Annotated in this window: 15 protein-coding genes; 7 read left to right on the top strand and 8 right to left on the bottom strand. The window is 64.0% G+C overall.

Going from position 1 to position 16,772, the window contains the following annotated elements:
- Positions 1-41: 41 nt before the first annotated feature.
- The gene (locus L0V05_RS18110; protein WP_234872885.1) at positions 42-944 is read right to left on the bottom strand and encodes a LysR family transcriptional regulator; all 903 of its coding nucleotides are present in this window, start codon (positions 942-944) and stop codon (positions 42-44) included.
- A gap of 105 nt (positions 945-1,049) precedes the next feature.
- Here L0V05_RS18110 and L0V05_RS18105 point away from each other — a divergent pair, with 105 nt between their 5' ends.
- The 3 genes from L0V05_RS18105 (at position 1,050) to L0V05_RS18095 (ending at position 2,935) form a co-directional block, all read left to right on the top strand.
- Positions 1,050-1,679: an NADPH-dependent F420 reductase gene (locus L0V05_RS18105; protein ID WP_234872884.1), complete on the top strand. Its 630-nt coding sequence runs from the start codon at positions 1,050-1,052 to the stop codon at positions 1,677-1,679.
- A gap of 12 nt (positions 1,680-1,691) precedes the next feature.
- Complete coding sequence (locus tag L0V05_RS18100) at positions 1,692-2,069, top strand: GFA family protein (protein WP_234872883.1); 378 nt, start codon at positions 1,692-1,694, stop codon at positions 2,067-2,069.
- Between the two features lie 128 nt (positions 2,070-2,197).
- Positions 2,198-2,935, top strand: coding sequence for a type 1 glutamine amidotransferase domain-containing protein (locus L0V05_RS18095; protein ID WP_234872882.1), 738 nt, complete (start codon positions 2,198-2,200; stop codon positions 2,933-2,935).
- 242 nt (positions 2,936-3,177) lie between these two features.
- Here L0V05_RS18095 and L0V05_RS18090 read toward each other — a convergent pair whose 3' ends face one another.
- The 7 genes from L0V05_RS18090 to bhcR form a co-directional block, all read right to left on the bottom strand.
- Positions 3,178-3,882, bottom strand: coding sequence for a response regulator (locus tag L0V05_RS18090; RefSeq protein ID WP_234872881.1), 705 nt, complete (start codon positions 3,880-3,882; stop codon positions 3,178-3,180).
- Positions 3,879-6,557: a sensor histidine kinase gene (locus tag L0V05_RS18085; RefSeq protein ID WP_234872880.1), complete on the bottom strand. Its 2,679-nt coding sequence runs from the start codon at positions 6,555-6,557 to the stop codon at positions 3,879-3,881. Before L0V05_RS18085 ends, L0V05_RS18090 begins: the two co-directional genes overlap by 4 nt.
- An 8-nt stretch (positions 6,558-6,565) precedes the next feature.
- On the bottom strand, positions 6,566-7,150 hold the full coding sequence (gene kdpC, locus L0V05_RS18080) for a potassium-transporting ATPase subunit KdpC (RefSeq protein WP_234872879.1): 585 nt from the start codon (positions 7,148-7,150) through the stop codon (positions 6,566-6,568).
- Positions 7,151-7,160: 10 nt separating this feature from the next.
- Entirely contained in the window at positions 7,161-9,200 is a 2,040-nt protein-coding gene (kdpB, locus tag L0V05_RS18075) for a potassium-transporting ATPase subunit KdpB (RefSeq protein WP_234872878.1), read from the bottom strand.
- A gap of 9 nt (positions 9,201-9,209) precedes the next feature.
- A complete protein-coding gene (gene kdpA, locus L0V05_RS18070) occupies positions 9,210-10,880 on the bottom strand; it encodes a potassium-transporting ATPase subunit KdpA (RefSeq protein ID WP_234872877.1) in 1,671 nt (556 codons plus the stop codon).
- 10 nt (positions 10,881-10,890) lie between these two features.
- Positions 10,891-10,977 (bottom strand): K(+)-transporting ATPase subunit F, encoded by an 87-nt coding sequence (gene kdpF, locus L0V05_RS20745; protein ID WP_406565991.1) that lies wholly within the window; start codon positions 10,975-10,977, stop codon positions 10,891-10,893.
- A gap of 448 nt (positions 10,978-11,425) precedes the next feature.
- Positions 11,426-12,241: an HTH-type transcriptional regulator BhcR gene (gene bhcR, locus L0V05_RS18065; RefSeq protein ID WP_234872876.1), complete on the bottom strand. Its 816-nt coding sequence runs from the start codon at positions 12,239-12,241 to the stop codon at positions 11,426-11,428.
- Positions 12,242-12,416: 175 nt separating this feature from the next.
- Between bhcR and bhcA the strand changes: the two genes are divergently transcribed.
- The 4 genes from bhcA to bhcD are packed head-to-tail and all read left to right on the top strand — an operon-like array spanning position 12,417 to position 16,737.
- Positions 12,417-13,607 carry an L-aspartate--glyoxylate aminotransferase BhcA gene (gene bhcA / locus L0V05_RS18060; protein WP_234872875.1) on the top strand — a complete coding sequence of 397 codons (1,191 nt, stop codon included), beginning with the start codon at positions 12,417-12,419 and terminating at the stop codon, positions 13,605-13,607.
- Between the two features lie 10 nt (positions 13,608-13,617).
- On the top strand, positions 13,618-14,571 hold the full coding sequence (gene bhcB / locus L0V05_RS18055) for a beta-hydroxyaspartate dehydratase BhcB (RefSeq protein ID WP_234872874.1): 954 nt from the start codon (positions 13,618-13,620) through the stop codon (positions 14,569-14,571).
- A 3-nt stretch (positions 14,572-14,574) separates the two neighbouring features.
- Positions 14,575-15,744, top strand: a complete 1,170-nt coding sequence (gene bhcC / locus L0V05_RS18050) for a 3-hydroxy-D-aspartate aldolase BhcC (protein ID WP_234872873.1) — start codon at positions 14,575-14,577, stop codon at positions 15,742-15,744.
- A 33-nt stretch (positions 15,745-15,777) separates the two neighbouring features.
- Positions 15,778-16,737, top strand: coding sequence for an iminosuccinate reductase BhcD (gene bhcD / locus L0V05_RS18045; protein WP_234872872.1), 960 nt, complete (start codon positions 15,778-15,780; stop codon positions 16,735-16,737).
- Positions 16,738-16,772: the final 35 nt, after the last annotated feature.

Raw genomic sequence — 16,772 nt, 5'->3', positions numbered from 1 at the left:
CAATGCCGGGGCGCGTTTTCGCCGCCGCTGGCACGCCGCCCCTAGGTTTCTGCGGCCTGCTGCGCCATCGCTGCAACCAACTGGTGCATCATCCAGCCTGTCCTTGGGTCGCGTTCGTTGCGGCGGTGGCGAAAGACGGAGACTGGAAAGCTGCGCACCGCGATCGGTGGTTCAGCGGTAACAAGGCCGAAGGCCGGTGCAAACCGGCGGGCGAGCCTAGATGGCAAGGTCAGCAGCGCGCCGGAATCCGCTGCGGCGGCGAGCGCCGGCAGGAAGGCTGGAAGGCCAAGCACGATGCGGCGGCTGCGGCCCATCTCCTCCAGCCGCCGATCGACCACGCCGCGCAAGTCGCCGGCGGGTGAAACCAGCACATGATCCGCGGCGCAATACGCGTCTATGCTGATGATCGGTGCCGATCGCAACAACCGAGGCAGACCGACGACCAGGAAGCCTTCCTGATAGAGTACCTGACCAAGGATAGCATCGGGCAGGTCCCACATGAATCCGAGCGCCAGATCGGCGCGGCCATCTGTCAGCGCCTCGACTGCGTCGGTGCGACCAAGCGGCAGGACCGAAAGGCGCAGGCCGGGTGCCGTCTGACGCAGCCGAGCTGCCAAGGGTGGGATCAGCACCGCCTGTTCAGCATCGATTGCAGCAATGCGCACCACACCTTCTGCCTCGGTCGGATCAAAGGCACGTGCCGTGCCAAGCGCTCCGCGCAGGGTTTCGACCGCCTGCCGCAACGGTGCTTCCAGGGCGAGTGCCGTCGTGGTGGGATCCATGCCATGTGGCCGGCGCAGGAACAGATCGTCCTCGAAGATATCGCGCAGGCGCTTCACGGCCTGACTGATTGCCGACTGCGTCAGACCAAGTTCGGCCGCTACAGTCGCAGCCTTCCGGTGCTGCACCAGCCCGAGAAACACCAGAAGCAGGGTCAGGTCCAACCTTCTGAGTTGTGCTTTGCTTAAATCTGACATGACCGATATTCGTTTTGGTTTCAGTCATGGTCCGCATATCCCTGCCCCAGGGAACGATGCAAGGGGAAAGCCATGCGGGTCGCCATCATCGGGACGGGCAATGTCGGCAGCGCCATTGCGCGGGGGCTGAAGGGCAAGGGGCACGCGGTTGCGCTTGGCGCGCGCGACCCTCATGGAGCCGAGGTTAAGGAACTCGCCCAGGCAGCGGGCGCTACCGTCGCCGAACCTGCCGAAGCTGCCGCCGGTGCCGACCTGGTCGTGCTGGCACTGCCGTGGAACGTCGCAGAGGCGGCGGTCAGGGCGCTCGGGGATTTATCGGGCAAGATCGTGATCGACTGCATGAATCCGCTGGGAATGGTCGAAGGTGCCCTGGGCCTGACGATCGGGCACACAACGAGCGGCGGCGAGGTCGTTCAGGGCTGGCTGCCGGGTGCGCATGTGGTCAAGACCCTCAATCAGGTCGGCGCCGAGATCATGGCCAGGAACGATCACTTGTCGCACCGCCCAGTCATGTTCATGGCCGGCAACAGCAACGCGGCCAAGGCGGCGGTCGGCAGGGTCTTGATGGACCTTGGGTTCGAAGCGCTCGACGCGGGGGACATTGCGAAATCGCGGCTTCTGGAACCCTTCGGCATGGTCTGGATCAACCAGTCGATCTTGCGCGGCAAGGGCCGTCTGTGGGCCTTCGCCGCGGTGTCGTGAAAGGAGAGACAAATGACCGAGATGCTTCACGCAAGCTGCCATTGCGGCAAGGTACGGATCGCTGTTCCGGCCAGCGCGGCCGGGGTCCTGGCCTGCCATTGCGGCGACTGTCAGAAGATGCACGGCAACTTCAATGCCTTCCTCGCCGCGCCGCGCTCAGACATGCAGGTCACCGGCGAAGATGCCCTCGTCTGGTACCAATCCTCGGAGGCTTCGCGCCGCGCTTTCTGCGGCACCTGCGGGTCGCGCGTGACAAAGGAAATCACGGCAGCGGGGCGCTGGCTGATCTCGGCCGGCCTAGTCGACGGGCCGACGGGCAGGCGGATCATCAAGAACCTTTGGGAACAGTCGAAGCCCGACTGGTACGACCTGCCTGCGATCGAGACATGAGCGATCCGGCCACAGTCATCCCGCACTGGCAGGCCCGGCCGGGGCAAGAGGCTCCGCCGAAGTGCCCGGCGTCACCAACGGCCTGACTCATCGATCCGAAATCAGCATTGCAATAAAAGGAATGAAGAATGTCGGCATCCATTGACACACACGGCAAGAAGAAGATCCTCATGATTGCCGCCAATCCCGGCACATCTCCCACAACGGGCTGGCCGATCGGCTTCTGGTGGGCGGAACTGACCCATCCCTACTGGACCTTCACCGAGGCAGGATATGAGGTCGAGATCGTCAGCCCCAAAGGCGGCGATCTGGTGGCCGATGGCTTTTCAGACCCCGAAGATGCAAGCGGCTACTCCGCGCATGACATCCTGTCGCTTGGTTTCAAGAAATCCGCGGCCCACGCCGCACTGCTGAAGGGCACCAGGTCGATAGCGGGGGTCGAGCTCTCGGCCTATGACGCAATCTTTCTCGCCGGTGGCCAGTCACCCATGGTCACAATGATCGACGACGTCGCGCTGCACAGCTTCGTCGCGCGCGCCTTCGAGGCGGGCAAGGTGGTTTCGATCGTCTGCCACGGCACCTGCATCCTGCTGAAGACGCGGCTCTCGAATGGAGATCTCCTGGTCAAGGGCAAGACCTGGACGGGCTTTGCCAACGCCGAAGAGGCATATGCCGATGCCTGGGTCGGGAAGAAGATCCAGCCCTTCTGGATCGAGGACGAGGCGCGGAAAATCCCCGATACCAACTTCGTCGTGAACGGGATGTTCAAGCCTTTCGCCATCCGCGACGGCAACCTGATCACCGGCCAGCAGCAGTTCTCGGGCGCAGCGGCGGCAGAACTGGTGGTTCAGACGCTCGGCCGCTGATCCATATCGCCGGCCTTCTTGCGAACGGCACCCTTTTGTCTGACCAGTCGCCGTCCGAGCCAGTTCGTTCCGGTATCCGCCAGCTTTGCCAACAAGTCTGGAAGCCGTCCGTTCCCGGATCGATCTGGAAGGATCGCCCCAGGCATCATCGGCCGGTGGGAGATGGTGCCTCTGAACGCGTCGTTCTTGGAAAGCTGCCTTCATGCGCGCTTTTGCGACTACGACCTTGCCGAAGTGCCGGCTCAGCGGCTGACACGAACCGTATCGGCATCAGCGAAGCGATAGCCCACGCCAGCCTCGGTAAAGATGTATCTCGGGTTGCTGGCATCGTCTCCGATCTTGGCGCGGAGCTGGCGGATATAGACCCGCAGATACTGGGCATCCCCCGTATGCGCCGGGCCCCAGATTGTATGAAGGATCAAATTCTGCGGCAGGAGCCGTCCCGCATTCGACATCAGCATCCAGAGCAGGTCGAACTCCCGACGAGTCAGCTTCAGGTCCTCATCACCTCGATGGGCTGTATGCGCCGCTGCGTCCATGCGGATCTCGCCGATCTCGATGACCGACCTGCCCATGTTTTCGTCCGACCGGTCGCGGAGCAGGGCACGAAGCCGCGCCAACAGCTCCTTCACGCCAAATGGCTTGACCACGTAGTCCTGTGCGCCCGCGTCGAGCGCGGCAACCTTGTCGGCTTCGTCGGCGCGGACCGACAGGACCAGCACCGGAACCGTCGACCATTCGCGGATAGCCTGAAGAACGGTGATGCCGTCGGCATCGGGCAGACCAAGATCGAGGATGATGGCTGAGGGAGTCTCGCGGGCGGCACCGGCAATCCCTTCCCGCGCTGTTGAGGCTTCTACCACCAGATGCCCCTCGGCCTCGAGGGCGATGCGCAGCAAGCGGCGGATCGGAGCTTCATCCTCGACAATCAGGATGCGGGCGGTCACGGCAGTACTTCCGGTGGAGCAAGTGGCAACCGGATCAGGATCGCCGTTCCCGATCCGTCGGGCAAGGCCGGTTCGGCCCGGATTGAACCGCTCTGTGCCTCGATCAGTCCGCGCGATATGGCCAGACCTAGACCCGTTCCTGCCCGCTGGCGGTCGCCGGTTTCGACCCGATAGAACATTTCGAAGATCTTGTCGCGGTCTTCTTCGGGAATGCCCCGCCCGCCATCCGCTATCCGCAACTCTACCGACTTTCCGACCTGTCGTGCTGAAATGCGCACCGGCGTTCCGGTCGGCGCATACTTTGCCGCGTTGTCGAGCACGTTGACGAGGACCTGTTCGGTAAGCACCGGATCAGCCAGGACCGACGGCAAGGTCTCCGGAACTTCGACATCGACCGGGTGATCCCGCAACACGCCACGTAACCGGTGTCTTGCCGCCCCGATCACATCCGCGACCTCTATCGGTATGGTCCGGGGACTCAGCGCGCCATGACCAAGTCGGGTCATGTCGAGCAGGTTCTGGACATAGCGATCCAGCCGCTCTCCCTCTTCGCGGATGTTGACGGCAAGGTCGTGACGCGCTGTTTCGCCAAGGGAGGGGGTCTCGGCCAGGCTCTCGGCTGCCCCGATGATGGTAACCAATGGTGTTCGCAGATCATGGCTCACCGATGACAACAGCGCGGTGCGCAGGCGTTCCGTCTCCGATGCGAGGCGGGACTGGGAGAGTTCCTCCGTCAGCAGGGTGCGCTCCAGCGCCAGGGCGATCTGATCGATCAGGGCGTCAAGCAAGCGTCGGTCAAAGCTTGCAAAGCGATGTTCATTGGCAAACGCGACCCCAAGAACGGCCAAGGTCCGGTTGCCGGTCGACACTGGCAGAAACAGCCATCGGGCTGCCGGCAAGGTGTCCGAACCGTGCCCCGTTGGCTCGCCAGTTTGCCAGGCGTAGCGGGCCGCAGACAGGTCCCGCAGTTCAATATGGTCTTCGGGAGGGAAGCCGCCCACCACCACCAGTTCCCCATTTACGTCTGGCGCCAGCAGGATCGACTCCGCCTCCAATGTGCTTGCAACATGGCTGACCGAGGCCCAGACCACGTCGTCAAAACCTGCCGCTGCAGCCGCCCGTCCAGCGAAGTTGAAGAGCTTGTTAGTCCGGTCCGCTATCGCACCCTGGGCCGCGCCACGGGCACGTAGCCGCGCTGCCAGATTTCCGGTGACCAGAGAAGAGGCAAGGAAAAGGCCGAGCGTGAGAAGCTCGCTGCGGTCGTAGATGGTGAAGGTCAGCCGCGGTTCAACGAAGAAGAAATCGTAGCACAGAAAGCCAAGCAGTGAGGCAAGTACGGCTGGACCCATGCCGCTGCGACTGGCTACCGTGATGACCGCCGTCATGAAGATCAGCGACAGGCTCGCAACGGGAAACAGACGCTCGGCGAGAAAAGAGCAACCAACGGCGACCGACACTGCTACCACCGCGCCCAGATAGCCGGCCAGATCAAGATTACGAGGCAGGATTGACCAGCGAAGCCCGCCCGCCGCGCGGGTGCCGTCTGATGCTGGCGTCAGTGTAATCTCGAATGCCTCGCCCTTGCGAAGCAATGTCGCGGCAAGGCTTCTTCCGGCCCGCCAGAAAGCGCGCGCAGGCGGGCGGCCTATCACGATCCTGCGGACATTCTGGCGGCGGGCGAAGTTGAGGATTTCCTCGGCCCGGTCATGCTCGGCGGAAAGCGTCGCGACCTCGGCGCCGAGTCTCTGTGCCAACCGCAGGGATGCCGCCACCGCATCCTTGGCCGCATCGGTCATCGTTTCGCTGTGAGAGGAGCTGACGGACAGCACTATCCATTCTGCCCGCGCCCGGTCCGCCGCGCGCTTCGCGATGCGGATCGCGTCGCGGGTCGAGGGGTCTTCCGTCACGCAGACAAGGATCCGCTCCTGTGCCGGCCAAGGGCCGGGTATGGCATTCGCGGCCATATGGGCGCGCAGGTCGGCGTCGACCCGGTCAGCGGCAGCCCGCATGGCAAGTTCGCGAAGCGCCGTAAGGTTGCCTTTTGCAAAGAAGTTCTGGGTCGCACGGGCGGCCTGTTCCGGGACATAGACCTTGCCTGCCTTGAGCCTTCCGATCAACTCGTCGGGCGTCAGGTCGACCAGCTCGATCTCGTCGGCCGCCTGAAGGACGGCGTCCGGAACCGTCTCACGGACGCGGATGCCGGTGATGCGGGCGACGGTGTCGTTCAGCGTCTCGATATGCTGGACATTCAACGTGGTATAGACGTCGATCCCGGCGTCCAGCACCTCTTCGACATCCTGCCAGCGCTTCTCGTGGCGGCTCTCCGGCGCATTCGTATGGGCGAGTTCGTCTATCAGGGCGAGGGCGGGCTTGCGGGCAAGAAGGGCGTCAAGGTCCATCTCCGACAGGATGCGGTCCCGGTAATAGACTGGGCGGCGCGGCATGATCTCGAAGCCGCGCAGCAGTGCATCTGTCTCCAATCTTCCATGGGTCTCGATCACGGCGGCGACGACATCGACCCCATCGTTGCGCCGCGCTCGTGCCGCTTCGAGCATGGCATAGGTCTTGCCGACGCCGGGCGCTGCGCCCAGAAACACCTTGAGCCGACCGCGGCCGTCGCGAGCGACTTCACGCAGCAGGGCCTCCGGCTCGGGGCGCAGCTCGGTCTCCGGCATGGGCTTCCTCAGTTGCCCGGCGATTGGGTGGGCAAGGGGAAGGTCGCGTCAAGGGCGAGGTTGGTTTCAAGCACATTGATGCGCGGCAGGCCGTAAAGGCCGAGGAGCGGGCTCTCGACATGCGTCTCGATCAGGTCCAGCACCGCGCCTGCCTCTACGCCACGCGCCTTTGCAATGCGCTCTGCCTGCGCAAGCGCGTTTTCGGGCGAAATGTCGGGATCGAGGCCACTCGCCGATCCGGTAACCGCGTCGATCGGCGCGGGCTGGCCGTTCTCGGTCTCATAGGCCGCGCGCCGTTGCGCCACATCGGCGATCAGCTTGGCCGAGGTCGGACCCAGGTTGGATGCCGAGGTCCCCGCTGCATTCCAGCCAGATGCGGACGGCCGGGGATGCAGATACCCTGCGCCGGAGAACGGCTGAGCAATCAGTCGCGAGCCGATCACTTCGTTGCCAGAGATGATGAGGCTGCCTTCGCTCGCCTCTGGTGAGGCCAGTCCCGCGAACCCGGTTATGGCAAGGGGATAGGCGAGGCCGGTCAGGAAGGTGAATCCCAGGGTCAGGACCAGCGCGGGGCGAAACTGCTGAAGAAACATGATTTTCTCCTTAAGCGAGGTTCAGCGCTGCCAGCGCCATGTCCACGGCCTTGATGCCGAGGAAGGGCACGATCAGACCGCCTGCGCCGTAGACCAGAAGGTTGCGCCGCAGGAGGGCCGCCGCCGAGCTCGGGGCATATTTGACGCCGCGCAGGGCCAGCGGGATCAGCGCCACGATGATGAGGGCATTGAAGATCACCGCAGACAGGATCGCCGAAGTGGGCGAAGCGAGCTGCATCACGTTCAGGACCGAGAGGCCGGGATAGGCAGTCACGAAGATCGCGGGCAGGATGGCGAAGTACTTGGCCACGTCATTCGCGATCGAAAAGGTCGTAAGCGACCCGCGGCTGATGAGCAGCCCTTTGCCCACCATCACCACCTCGATCAGCTTTGTCGGATCGCTGTCGAGGTCGATCAGGTTCGCGGCCTCTTTTGCCGCTGGCGTGCCCGAGTTCATCGCCACCCCGACATCAGCCTGGGCCAGAGCAGGTGCGTCGTTCGACCCGTCGCCGCACATCGCCACCAGCCGTCCGCCGGCCTGTGCCTTGCGGATGTAGTCGAGCTTCATCTCCGGCGTCGCCTCGGCAAGGAAGTCGTCCACCCCGGCCTCGGCCGCGATGGCCGCTGCCGTCAGCGGGTTGTCCCCCGTGATCATCACCGTGCGGATGCCCATGGCGCGCAGGTCGGCGAAGCGTTCGCGAACGCCGGGCTTGATGATGTCCTTCAGATGGATCACCCCAAGGATGGCGCGATCCTCTGCCACCAGCAGCGGTGTGCCACCCGAGCGGGCAATCGTCTCGACCGAATGGGCAAGCGCCGCTGGAAGGCTTTGCCCGGTCAGCCGCATGATCGCATCGACCGCCCCCTTGCGCAGGCGCCTGCCGTCTGGAAGGTCCACGCCAGACAGGCGGGTCTGGGCGGTGAAGGGAACCGCCTCGGCCCCCGGTGCTTCGGGAAGCCCGCGGCCAAGGATCTCGCGCGCCTTCTCGGTCACCGACTTACCTTCGGGCGTCTCGTCGGCCAGCGAGGCCAGTCCCGCCGCCACCGCAAGCGCCTCGCGTGTCACGCCGGGGGCCGGAAAAAGATCGTCCGCCATACGGTTGCCGAAGGTGATCGTTCCCGTCTTGTCCAGCAGCAGCGTATCGACATCTCCCGCCGCTTCGACAGCACGGCCCGACTTCGCGATCACGTTGGCCCGCACGAGCCGATCCATGCCGGCAATACCGATCGCTGAAAGAAGCGCCCCGATCGTCGTGGGGATCAGCGTCACGAACAGCGCGGCCAGCGCGACGACGGGAATTTGTGCTCCCGAGAAGCTGGCGAAGGGCTCGAGGGTCACGACCACGAACAGGAAGATCAGCGTCAGCCCTGCCAGAAGAATGTTGAGCGCAATCTCATTTGGTGTCCTCTGCCGCTCGGCGCCTTCGACAAGGGCGATCATGCGATCGAGGAAGCTCTTGCCTGGCTCGGCTGTCACGCGCAGCACAAGGCTGTCAGAGACGATGCGCGTCCCCCCCGTGACCGAACTGCGGTCTCCGCCGCTTTCGCGTATAACCGGCGCGCTTTCACCGGTGATCGCGCTTTCATCGACCGACGCCACGCCATGGACGACCTCGGCATCGGTCGGAATGATGTCGCCCGCCGTGACGAGCACATACTGACCTTCTCGAAGGCCCGAAGATGCCACCATCGTCGCTTCCTCGGGTGGGGTATTCGCCTCGGCGAGCAGGCGAACCATGGTATCGGCCTTGGTGGCGCGCAGGCTGTCGGCCCGAGCCCGGCCACGCCCTTCCGCCAGTGCCTCGGCGTAGTTCGCGAAGAGAACCGCGATCCAGAGCCAAGCCGAAATATGGAGGGTGGCTCCCGCGCCACCAGTTCCCGAGACGAGGTCGCGCAGGCCGAGGACGGTCGTCAGCAGGGCGGTCACGGCTGTTGCGAACATGACCGGGTTTGATTTCAGCCGCCGCGGGTCAAGCTTTACGAAGGCATCGCGGATCGCGGCGCGCTGAAGCTGACCTGCCGGAGTTCGGAGGATTGGATGTTTTGACATGATCGTCTCTCAGAAGGTCTGGCCAGCCAAACGCGCGGTTTCTTCCGCGATGGGGCCAAGGGCAAGGACAGGGAAGAAGGTCAAGGCGCCCAGGATCACGACAGTCAGGACAAGCAGCGTCACGAAGAGCGGTCCGTGGGTCGGGAAGGTCCCGGCGCTTTCCGGGGCGGGCTGCTTGCGGATCAGACTGCCCGCGATGGCCAGCATCGGAAGGATGATGGCGTAACGGCCCAGCAGCATGACAAGGCCAATCGCCGTCGTGTGCCAGGGCAGCGCCGCGCCCCAGCCCGCGAACGCCGACCCGTTGTTACCGGTTGCCGAGGAATAGGCGTAAAGCGCCTCGGACAGGCCATGCGGCCCGGCATCCTGGATCGCGGCCGTTGCCGCAGGAACCGTCACGGCCAGCGCCGCGAAGACAAGGATACCAAGCGGCATCGACAGGAAGGCCAGCATCGCGAGTGTGACCTCGCGGGCCTCGATCTTGCGGCCCAGATATTCGGGTGTCCGCCCGACCATCAGCCCGGCAAGGAAGACGGCGAGCACGACGTAGAGAAGCATCCCGTAGAGGCCTGCGCCGACTCCGCCGAAGATCACCTCGCCGATCTGCATGAAGACCATCATCACCAGGCCGGACAGCGGCATGAAGCTGTCATGCATCGCGTTGACCGAACCGTTCGAGGCCGCGGTTGTCGAGGCGGCCCAGAGCGAGGACAGCATTGCGCCGAAGCGCTGTTCCTTCCCTTCCATGTTCGCGCCAGAGCCGAGCAGCGGGTTGCCCCAGGTTTCGTAGAGGTGGATCGTGGCAAGGCCGATCACGAACATCACCGCCATCGAGGCAAAGATCGCCACGCCCTGCCGGCGGTCCTTGGCCATGATCCCGAACAGGAAGCAGAATGCGACCGGGATCAGCAGGATCGCCCAGGTCTGGGCGAGATCCGAGGCAATCGTCGGGTTCTCGAACGGATGGGCCGAGTTCACGCCAAAGAAGCCGCCGCCATTGGTGCCAAGCTGCTTGATGGCGATCTGGGCGGCAGCGGGGCCGCGCGCGATGATCTGCTCCTGCCCTTCGACGCCCGTGGCCTGAATGGCGCCGAGCAAAGTCTGCGGAACCCCCTGAAGTGCCAGAAACAGTGCCAGCAGGACCGACATCGGCAAGAGGATCCACAGGACCGAACGGATCATGTCGGTCCAGAAGTTACCAAGCGTGGCACCCTTCGGCTCGGTGAAACCGCGGATCACGGCGACGCCTACCGCCATGCCCGTGGCGGCGGACAGGAAGTTCTGCACGGTCAGTCCGGCCATCTGGCTGAAGTAGGACAGCTGCGCCTCGCCCGAATAGGCCTGCCAGTTGGTGTTGGTGATGAAGCTGATTGCGGTGTTGAAGGCGAGGTCCGGCGACATTCCGACGATGCCGTCAGGGTTCTGGGGTAGGACGCCTTGAAGCCGCAGGATCGCGTAAAGCAGGAAGAAGCCGACGGCGTTGAGGATCAGGACTGCGATCGCGTATTCCGCCCATCCCATTCCGCGCGAGCCGTCTATGCCCGCCATCCGCAGGATTGTCCTTTCGGTTCGCGCAAATGCAGGAACCCCGGCGTAGACGCGGTTCATCCACACTGCGGCAGGAACCGCGAGGCCGATCAGCACCGCAAACCAGAGCATGTATCCAAGAAGATCGGTCATCTCGCTCTCCTCAGAACCAGTCGGGGCGCAGCAGAGCCGCGAGAAGGTAGCCAAACAACCCCGCCGCGGTGGCGAGGCCAAGGATCAGGTCAAACATGGATCAAAGCCTTTCGATGGCCCGGATCGCTGCTGCGGCCAGAGCAAAACCCCCGGCTGCGAGCGAGAGGTAGACAAGGTCAAGCATGGGAAAGCCCCCTTATATGCCCGACCGGAATGGCCGAAATGGTGATAAAATCTCCATTCGGATTTGGTCGGAATGGCATAAAGGGCGCATAAATCTGCGGGCCGCCTTCTGCATCCAATGTCGGCACTCGGGCGAAAGCGGACCTCTCAGTGTGCCGCAGGAGATCAAGCCCTGACCTCCCGCAATTTCCGTCATCAGGCTCTTCCCGAGCGATGAGAGTTGGGGGCTTCGCAGGCTACCTTGCTCTGCCAGAAGGCCACCATTGAGTGTTCCGTCATGCCGCGCGCGAGATGCCAGGGCAGGCTCTGTTTCTCTGCACGAGAGCCCTAAGCGACAGGTCAAACGCGATCAGGTTCGAGCCTCAGGTCGCACGTCCACCAACGGCATCAGTAACCTGGTCAGCGGCCATCCGCACCAGACGTCCGATACGGTCATCGTCGGAGCTGGACAGGCGGAAGGTCGGACCCGACACCGAAATCGCTGCTATCGGTTCGCCCAAGCCATTGAAGATCGGCGCAGCGATGCAGCGCATGCCCTCGGCACGCTCCTGATCGTCGATGGCAAAGCCGCGACTTCGGGTCAGGGTCAGGCTTTCCGCCAGAGCTTCCACCGTCGACAGAGATCGGTCGGTGAAACGTCGCAAGCCCTGGCGAGCGATGATCCCTTCGATCCTGCTAGGGCTGTACCACGCAAGCAGCGCCTTGCCGATTCCCGAGACGTGCATGGGTCCCTTGGTGCCCGGTGGGAAGAACGCCCTGATGACCTGATGCGTCTCGACCTGCGCCAGAAACAGGACCTCATCCGCAACCTCCACCCCAAGATTGGCCGTCTCGCCGGTCTCGCGCATCAGCATTTCCATCGGTTGCCGAGCGCGTTCCACCACCTTTGTGCGTCGAAGGAAGGCAGATCCCACCCGGAACGCCCCCCCGCCGATGTGCCAGAGCTGGTTTGGTCCCTCAACCTCGACCATGCCATGCAACTGCAGCGTGACAAGAGCACGATAGACTGTTGCCACGGGCTGCCCAGATGCCTCTGCCAAAGCCGAGAGAGTCATGCCGGCGCTCGCCGCCAGACGTTCCAGCAGGTCAATGGCGCGGTCCAGCGTCTGCACGGTGTTCTGGTCCGTCTTGTCATTGAAGGCCTTGGGTCGCCCCCTGGGGCGAGGAGAATCTGCCATGGTTCCACCCCTTTTCACGGTGTTCCGAAGAACGCGCCGTTCCCCATGAAAAATGCCGACACGTTGATTTCAATAGATTTTAGCGCATGGATTACGAAATGAAAAATCTTTTCGAAAAAATTGGCGAATAGTGCTGTCCGTGATCTATTCGTCTCGTAGCCAGACGGAGGCAGCGGTGTCAGCGCAGAACCCCATCTTCATTCCCGGCCCGACCAACATGCCCGAGGAGATCCGCAAGGCATGCGATATGCCAACGCTGGATCACCGTTCGCCGGCCTTTGCCCGGCTTTTCCGCCCGGCGGTAGCGGGCGTGCGGCGCATTCTGCGCATGGGTGAGGGTGAAGTCATTATCATTCCAAGCACCGGTACCGGCGGCTGGGAGGCAGCGATCGCCAACACTCTTTCGCCCGGCGATACCGTACTCGCCGCGCGGTTCGGCATGTTTTCACATCGATGGATCGACCTCTGCCGGCGGCATGGGCTGAATGTCGAGGTGATCGAAACGCCGTGGGGCCAGGGCGCCCCTCTGAAAGCGATCGAGACGGCGCTAAGGGCCGACCGCGACCATCGCATCAAGGCCGTGCTCGGCACGCATAACGAGACGGCGACCGGCGTGAAATCCGACATCGCCGGACTGCGTCGCGCCATGGATGCAGCCGCGCATCCGGCCCTCCTGTTCGTCGACGGCGTGTCCTCGATCGCGTCGATGCCGTTCGAGATGGCCGGATGGGGGGTCGATATCGCCGTAGCGGGCAGCCAGAAGGGGTTCATGCTGCCCGCTGGTCTGGCCATCCTTGGCGTCTCGCCCAAGGCCCTTGCGGCCATGGAAACTGCGCGCCTGCCGCGCACCTTCTTCGATTTCCGGGACATGCTGAAAAGCTATGCGACAGGCGGTTATCCCTATACCCCCGCCGTGGGTCTGATCGCCGGTCTCGCCCGATCGGTCGAGATTCTGGAGGACGAGGGTCTGGACGGGGTCTTTGCCCGCCATCAGCGTCTGGCGGAAGGTGTGCGGCAGGCAGTGGCCGCCTGGGGAATGCGCCCCTGCGCGGCCTCGCCCGATCTCTATTCCGACACGATCACGGCGGTGGTGGTGCCAGAGGGCTGCAACGGAACCGACCTCGTCCAGCTTGCCGCACGCAAGTATGGCGTGGCCTTCGGCGTGGGGTTGGGCGAAGTGGCGGGCAAGGTCTTCCGGATCGGCCATCTTGGCATGCTGACTGACGTGATGGTCTTGGCGGGTCTCTCGACCGCCGAGATGTGCATGGCCGATCTCGGTTGGCCGGTCCGCCTGGGGTCTGGTGTTGCGGCGGCGCAGGAGCATTTCCGCCGCACGGCCGCCGTTGAACTGACTACGGCCGCCTGAGGAGCATTCGATGTACATCCCGACTTTCGACGATGTTCTCGCGGCCCATGACCGGATCGCACCATACGTCCACAAGACGCCCGTCCTGACCTCGTCGACCATCGACGCCATGGCAGGGGCGAAGCTGTTCTTCAAATGCGAGAACCTGCAGAAAGCCGGCGCCTTCAAGGCGCGCGGGGCATCCAACGCAGTGTTCGGCCTAAGCGATGCCGATGCTGCGCGCGGGGTCGCCACCCACAGCTCGGGAAATCACGGTCTTTGCCTCTCCTACGCCGCGGGGCGCCGGGGCATTCCCTGCACCGTCGTCATGCCGCGCACCGCGCCGCAGGCCAAGAAGGATGCCGTCCGCGGCTATGGCGGTCGCGTGGTGGAATGCGAGCCCTCGACCTCATCGCGCGAGGCGGTCTTCGCAGAGGTGGTCGCGGAAAGCGGGGCGGAGTTCGTTCATCCCTACAACGATCCCCGCGTCATCGCCGGACAGGGAACCTGCTCCCGCGAATTGGCAAGCCAGGTGCCGGATCTCGACGCAGTGATCGCGCCGATTGGCGGCGGCGGCATGGTGTCGGGTACCTGCCTGACGCTGTCGAACATCGCGCCGAAGGTGAAGATCTATGCGGCAGAGCCCGCGCAAGCAGACGATGCCGCGCGGTCGTTCCGCGCCGGCCATATCATCGCCGACGATGCGCCAGAGACAGTCGCGGATGGGCTGAAGGTTCCTCTGAAGGACCTGACCTGGCACTTCGTGCAACGCCACGTCACCGACATCCTTACCGTCTCGGAGGAGGAGATCGTCGAGGCGATGAAGCTGATGTGGAAGCGCATGAAGATCATCGTGGAGCCCTCCAGCGCGGTGCCGCTGGCGGCGATCCTTAGGAACCCGGACGTGTTCCGCGGCAAGCGGGTCGGGGTGGTGATAACTGGCGGAAATGTCGATCTCGACAAGCTGCCCTGGATGAAAGGCTGACCCATGAACGTGACCACGCCAAAGAACCTGTCCGGCTTCGAAGTCGGCTATGACATTCCGGCCCTGCCGGGCATGGCCGAAGCCGATATCCAGACGCCCTGCCTCGTGCTCGACCTCGATGCGCTCGAGCGCAACATCCGCAAGATGGGCGAGGCGGCGAAGGCGATGGGCGTGCGCCACCGCGTGCACGGCAAGATGCACAAGTCGGTCGATGTGGCGCTGTTGCAGGAACGGCTTGGCGGATCCTGCGGCGTCTGCTGCCAGAAGGTGTCGGAAGCCGAAGCCTTCGTGCGCGGCGGCATCAAGGACGTGCTGGTGTCGAACCAGGTGCGCGACCCTGCCAAGATCGACCGCCTGGCCCGCCTGCCGAAACTTGGCGCGCGCACCATCGTCTGCGTCGACGACCTCGCGAATGTCGCCGATCTTTCGGCGGCTGCCGTTCGCCATGGCACGACCATCGAATGCCTCGTCGAGATCGACTGCGGCGCAGGGCGCTGCGGTGTCAAGACCACGCCCGAAGTGGTGGCCATCGCGCAGGCCATCGCTGCGGCGCCGGGGCTGAAGTTCAGCGGCATCCAGGCCTATCAGGGTGCGATGCAGCACATGGAGCTTTACGAGGACCGGAAGGCCAAGATCGACGCGGCCGTCGCGCAGGTGAAGGACGCGGTGGCAGGCCTCAAGGCGGTGGGCCTGACCTGCGACATCGTCGGCGGGGCCGGGACCGGCAGTTACTATTTCGAAGGAGCTTCGGGCGTCTACAATGAGCTGCAATGCGGCTCCTACGCCTTCATGGACGCCGACTACGGCCGCATCCGTGACAAGGACGGCAAGCGGATCGACGAGGGAGAGTGGGAGAACGCGCTCTTCATCCTGACCTCGGTGATGAGCCACGCGAAAGCCGACAAGGCCATCGTCGATGCCGGCCTCAAGGCGCAGTCAGTGGACTCGGGCCTGCCTGTCGTCTTTGGTCGGAGTGACGTGAAATATTTGAAGTGCTCGGATGAGCACGGTGTAATCGAGGATCCGTCCGGCGTGCTCAAGGTGAATGACAAGCTGCGGCTCGTTCCGGGGCACTGCGACCCGACCTGCAACGTGCACGACTGGTACGTTGGTGTCCGGGGCGGCAAGGTCGAGGTTGTCTGGCCAATCTCCGCGCGCGGCAAGGCATACTGATGAAACGCAAAGACTTGATTGGGGGTCTCTGAAATGCTCGTCGTGCAAGAGGCCCTCATCCCCCGGCTCGTCACGGCCGACGATGCCTTCGAGGCCGTCAGCAATTGCCTGGCGGCCATGGCGCGGGGCGAGGCGCGGAACTTCCCGGTCGTCCGGGAGGCGCTGGGCGAAGGCCGCCAGTACGGCTTCAAGTCGGGGATCGACCTGTCTGCCGGGATGCTCGGGGTCAAGTCGGGCGGATACTTCCCCGGGAATGCTGCACGCGGTCTCATCAACCACCAGTCCAGCATATTCCTGTTCGATCCGGAGACCGGCCGCCCGGTTGCAATGGTGGGCGGCAACCTTTTGACTGCGTTGCGCACTGCCGCCGCTTCGGCGATCTCCATCGACAGGCTAGCCCGGCCGGAGGCGCGCGTTCTGGGGATCGTCGGCGCGGGGCATCAGTCGGTCTTTCAGCTTCGGGCAGCGGCACGGGTGCGTCAGTTCGAGCGGGTCATCGCCTGGAACCTGCACCCCGAGATGCTGCCGCGCCTCGGCGATGCGGTGGCAGAGCTGGGGCTCCCATTCGAGTCCGTGCCGCTCGACCGGATGCGCGAGGCGGATGTCATCATCACCATCACCTCGGCCCCCGAGGCCAGTTTGATGAGTGCGCATGTCAGCGACGGCACGCATCTTGCCTGCATGGGCACGGATACGCGGGGCAAGCAGGAAGTCGAGCCCGCGCTTCTGGCACGCGCGCGGGTCTTCACCGACGAAATGGCACAGTCGGTGACGATCGGGGAAGCGCAGCACGCCGTGTCAGGCGGGCTTCTGAAAGCCGAGGATATCGTCCCGCTTGGCGCGGTGCTGACCGGGGAGAGCCCCGGCCGGCAGTCCGCGTCGGAGATCACGCTGTTCGACGGAACCGGTGTCGCGCTTCAGGATCTCGCCGTGGCTGCCATCGCGCTGGCGAATGCCAAAAGGCTTGGACTGGGCACAGAGATCGACGCCTGAATCACGGCGAGCCGGCTACGTGACGGAAGCTCAAT

It is taken from the genome of Alitabrizicola rongguiensis (assembly GCF_021491355.1).
GTDB classification, from domain to species: Bacteria; Pseudomonadota; Alphaproteobacteria; order Rhodobacterales; family Rhodobacteraceae; genus Aliitabrizicola; species Aliitabrizicola rongguiensis.
This window is presented reverse-complemented; position numbering and strand designations above follow the sequence as displayed.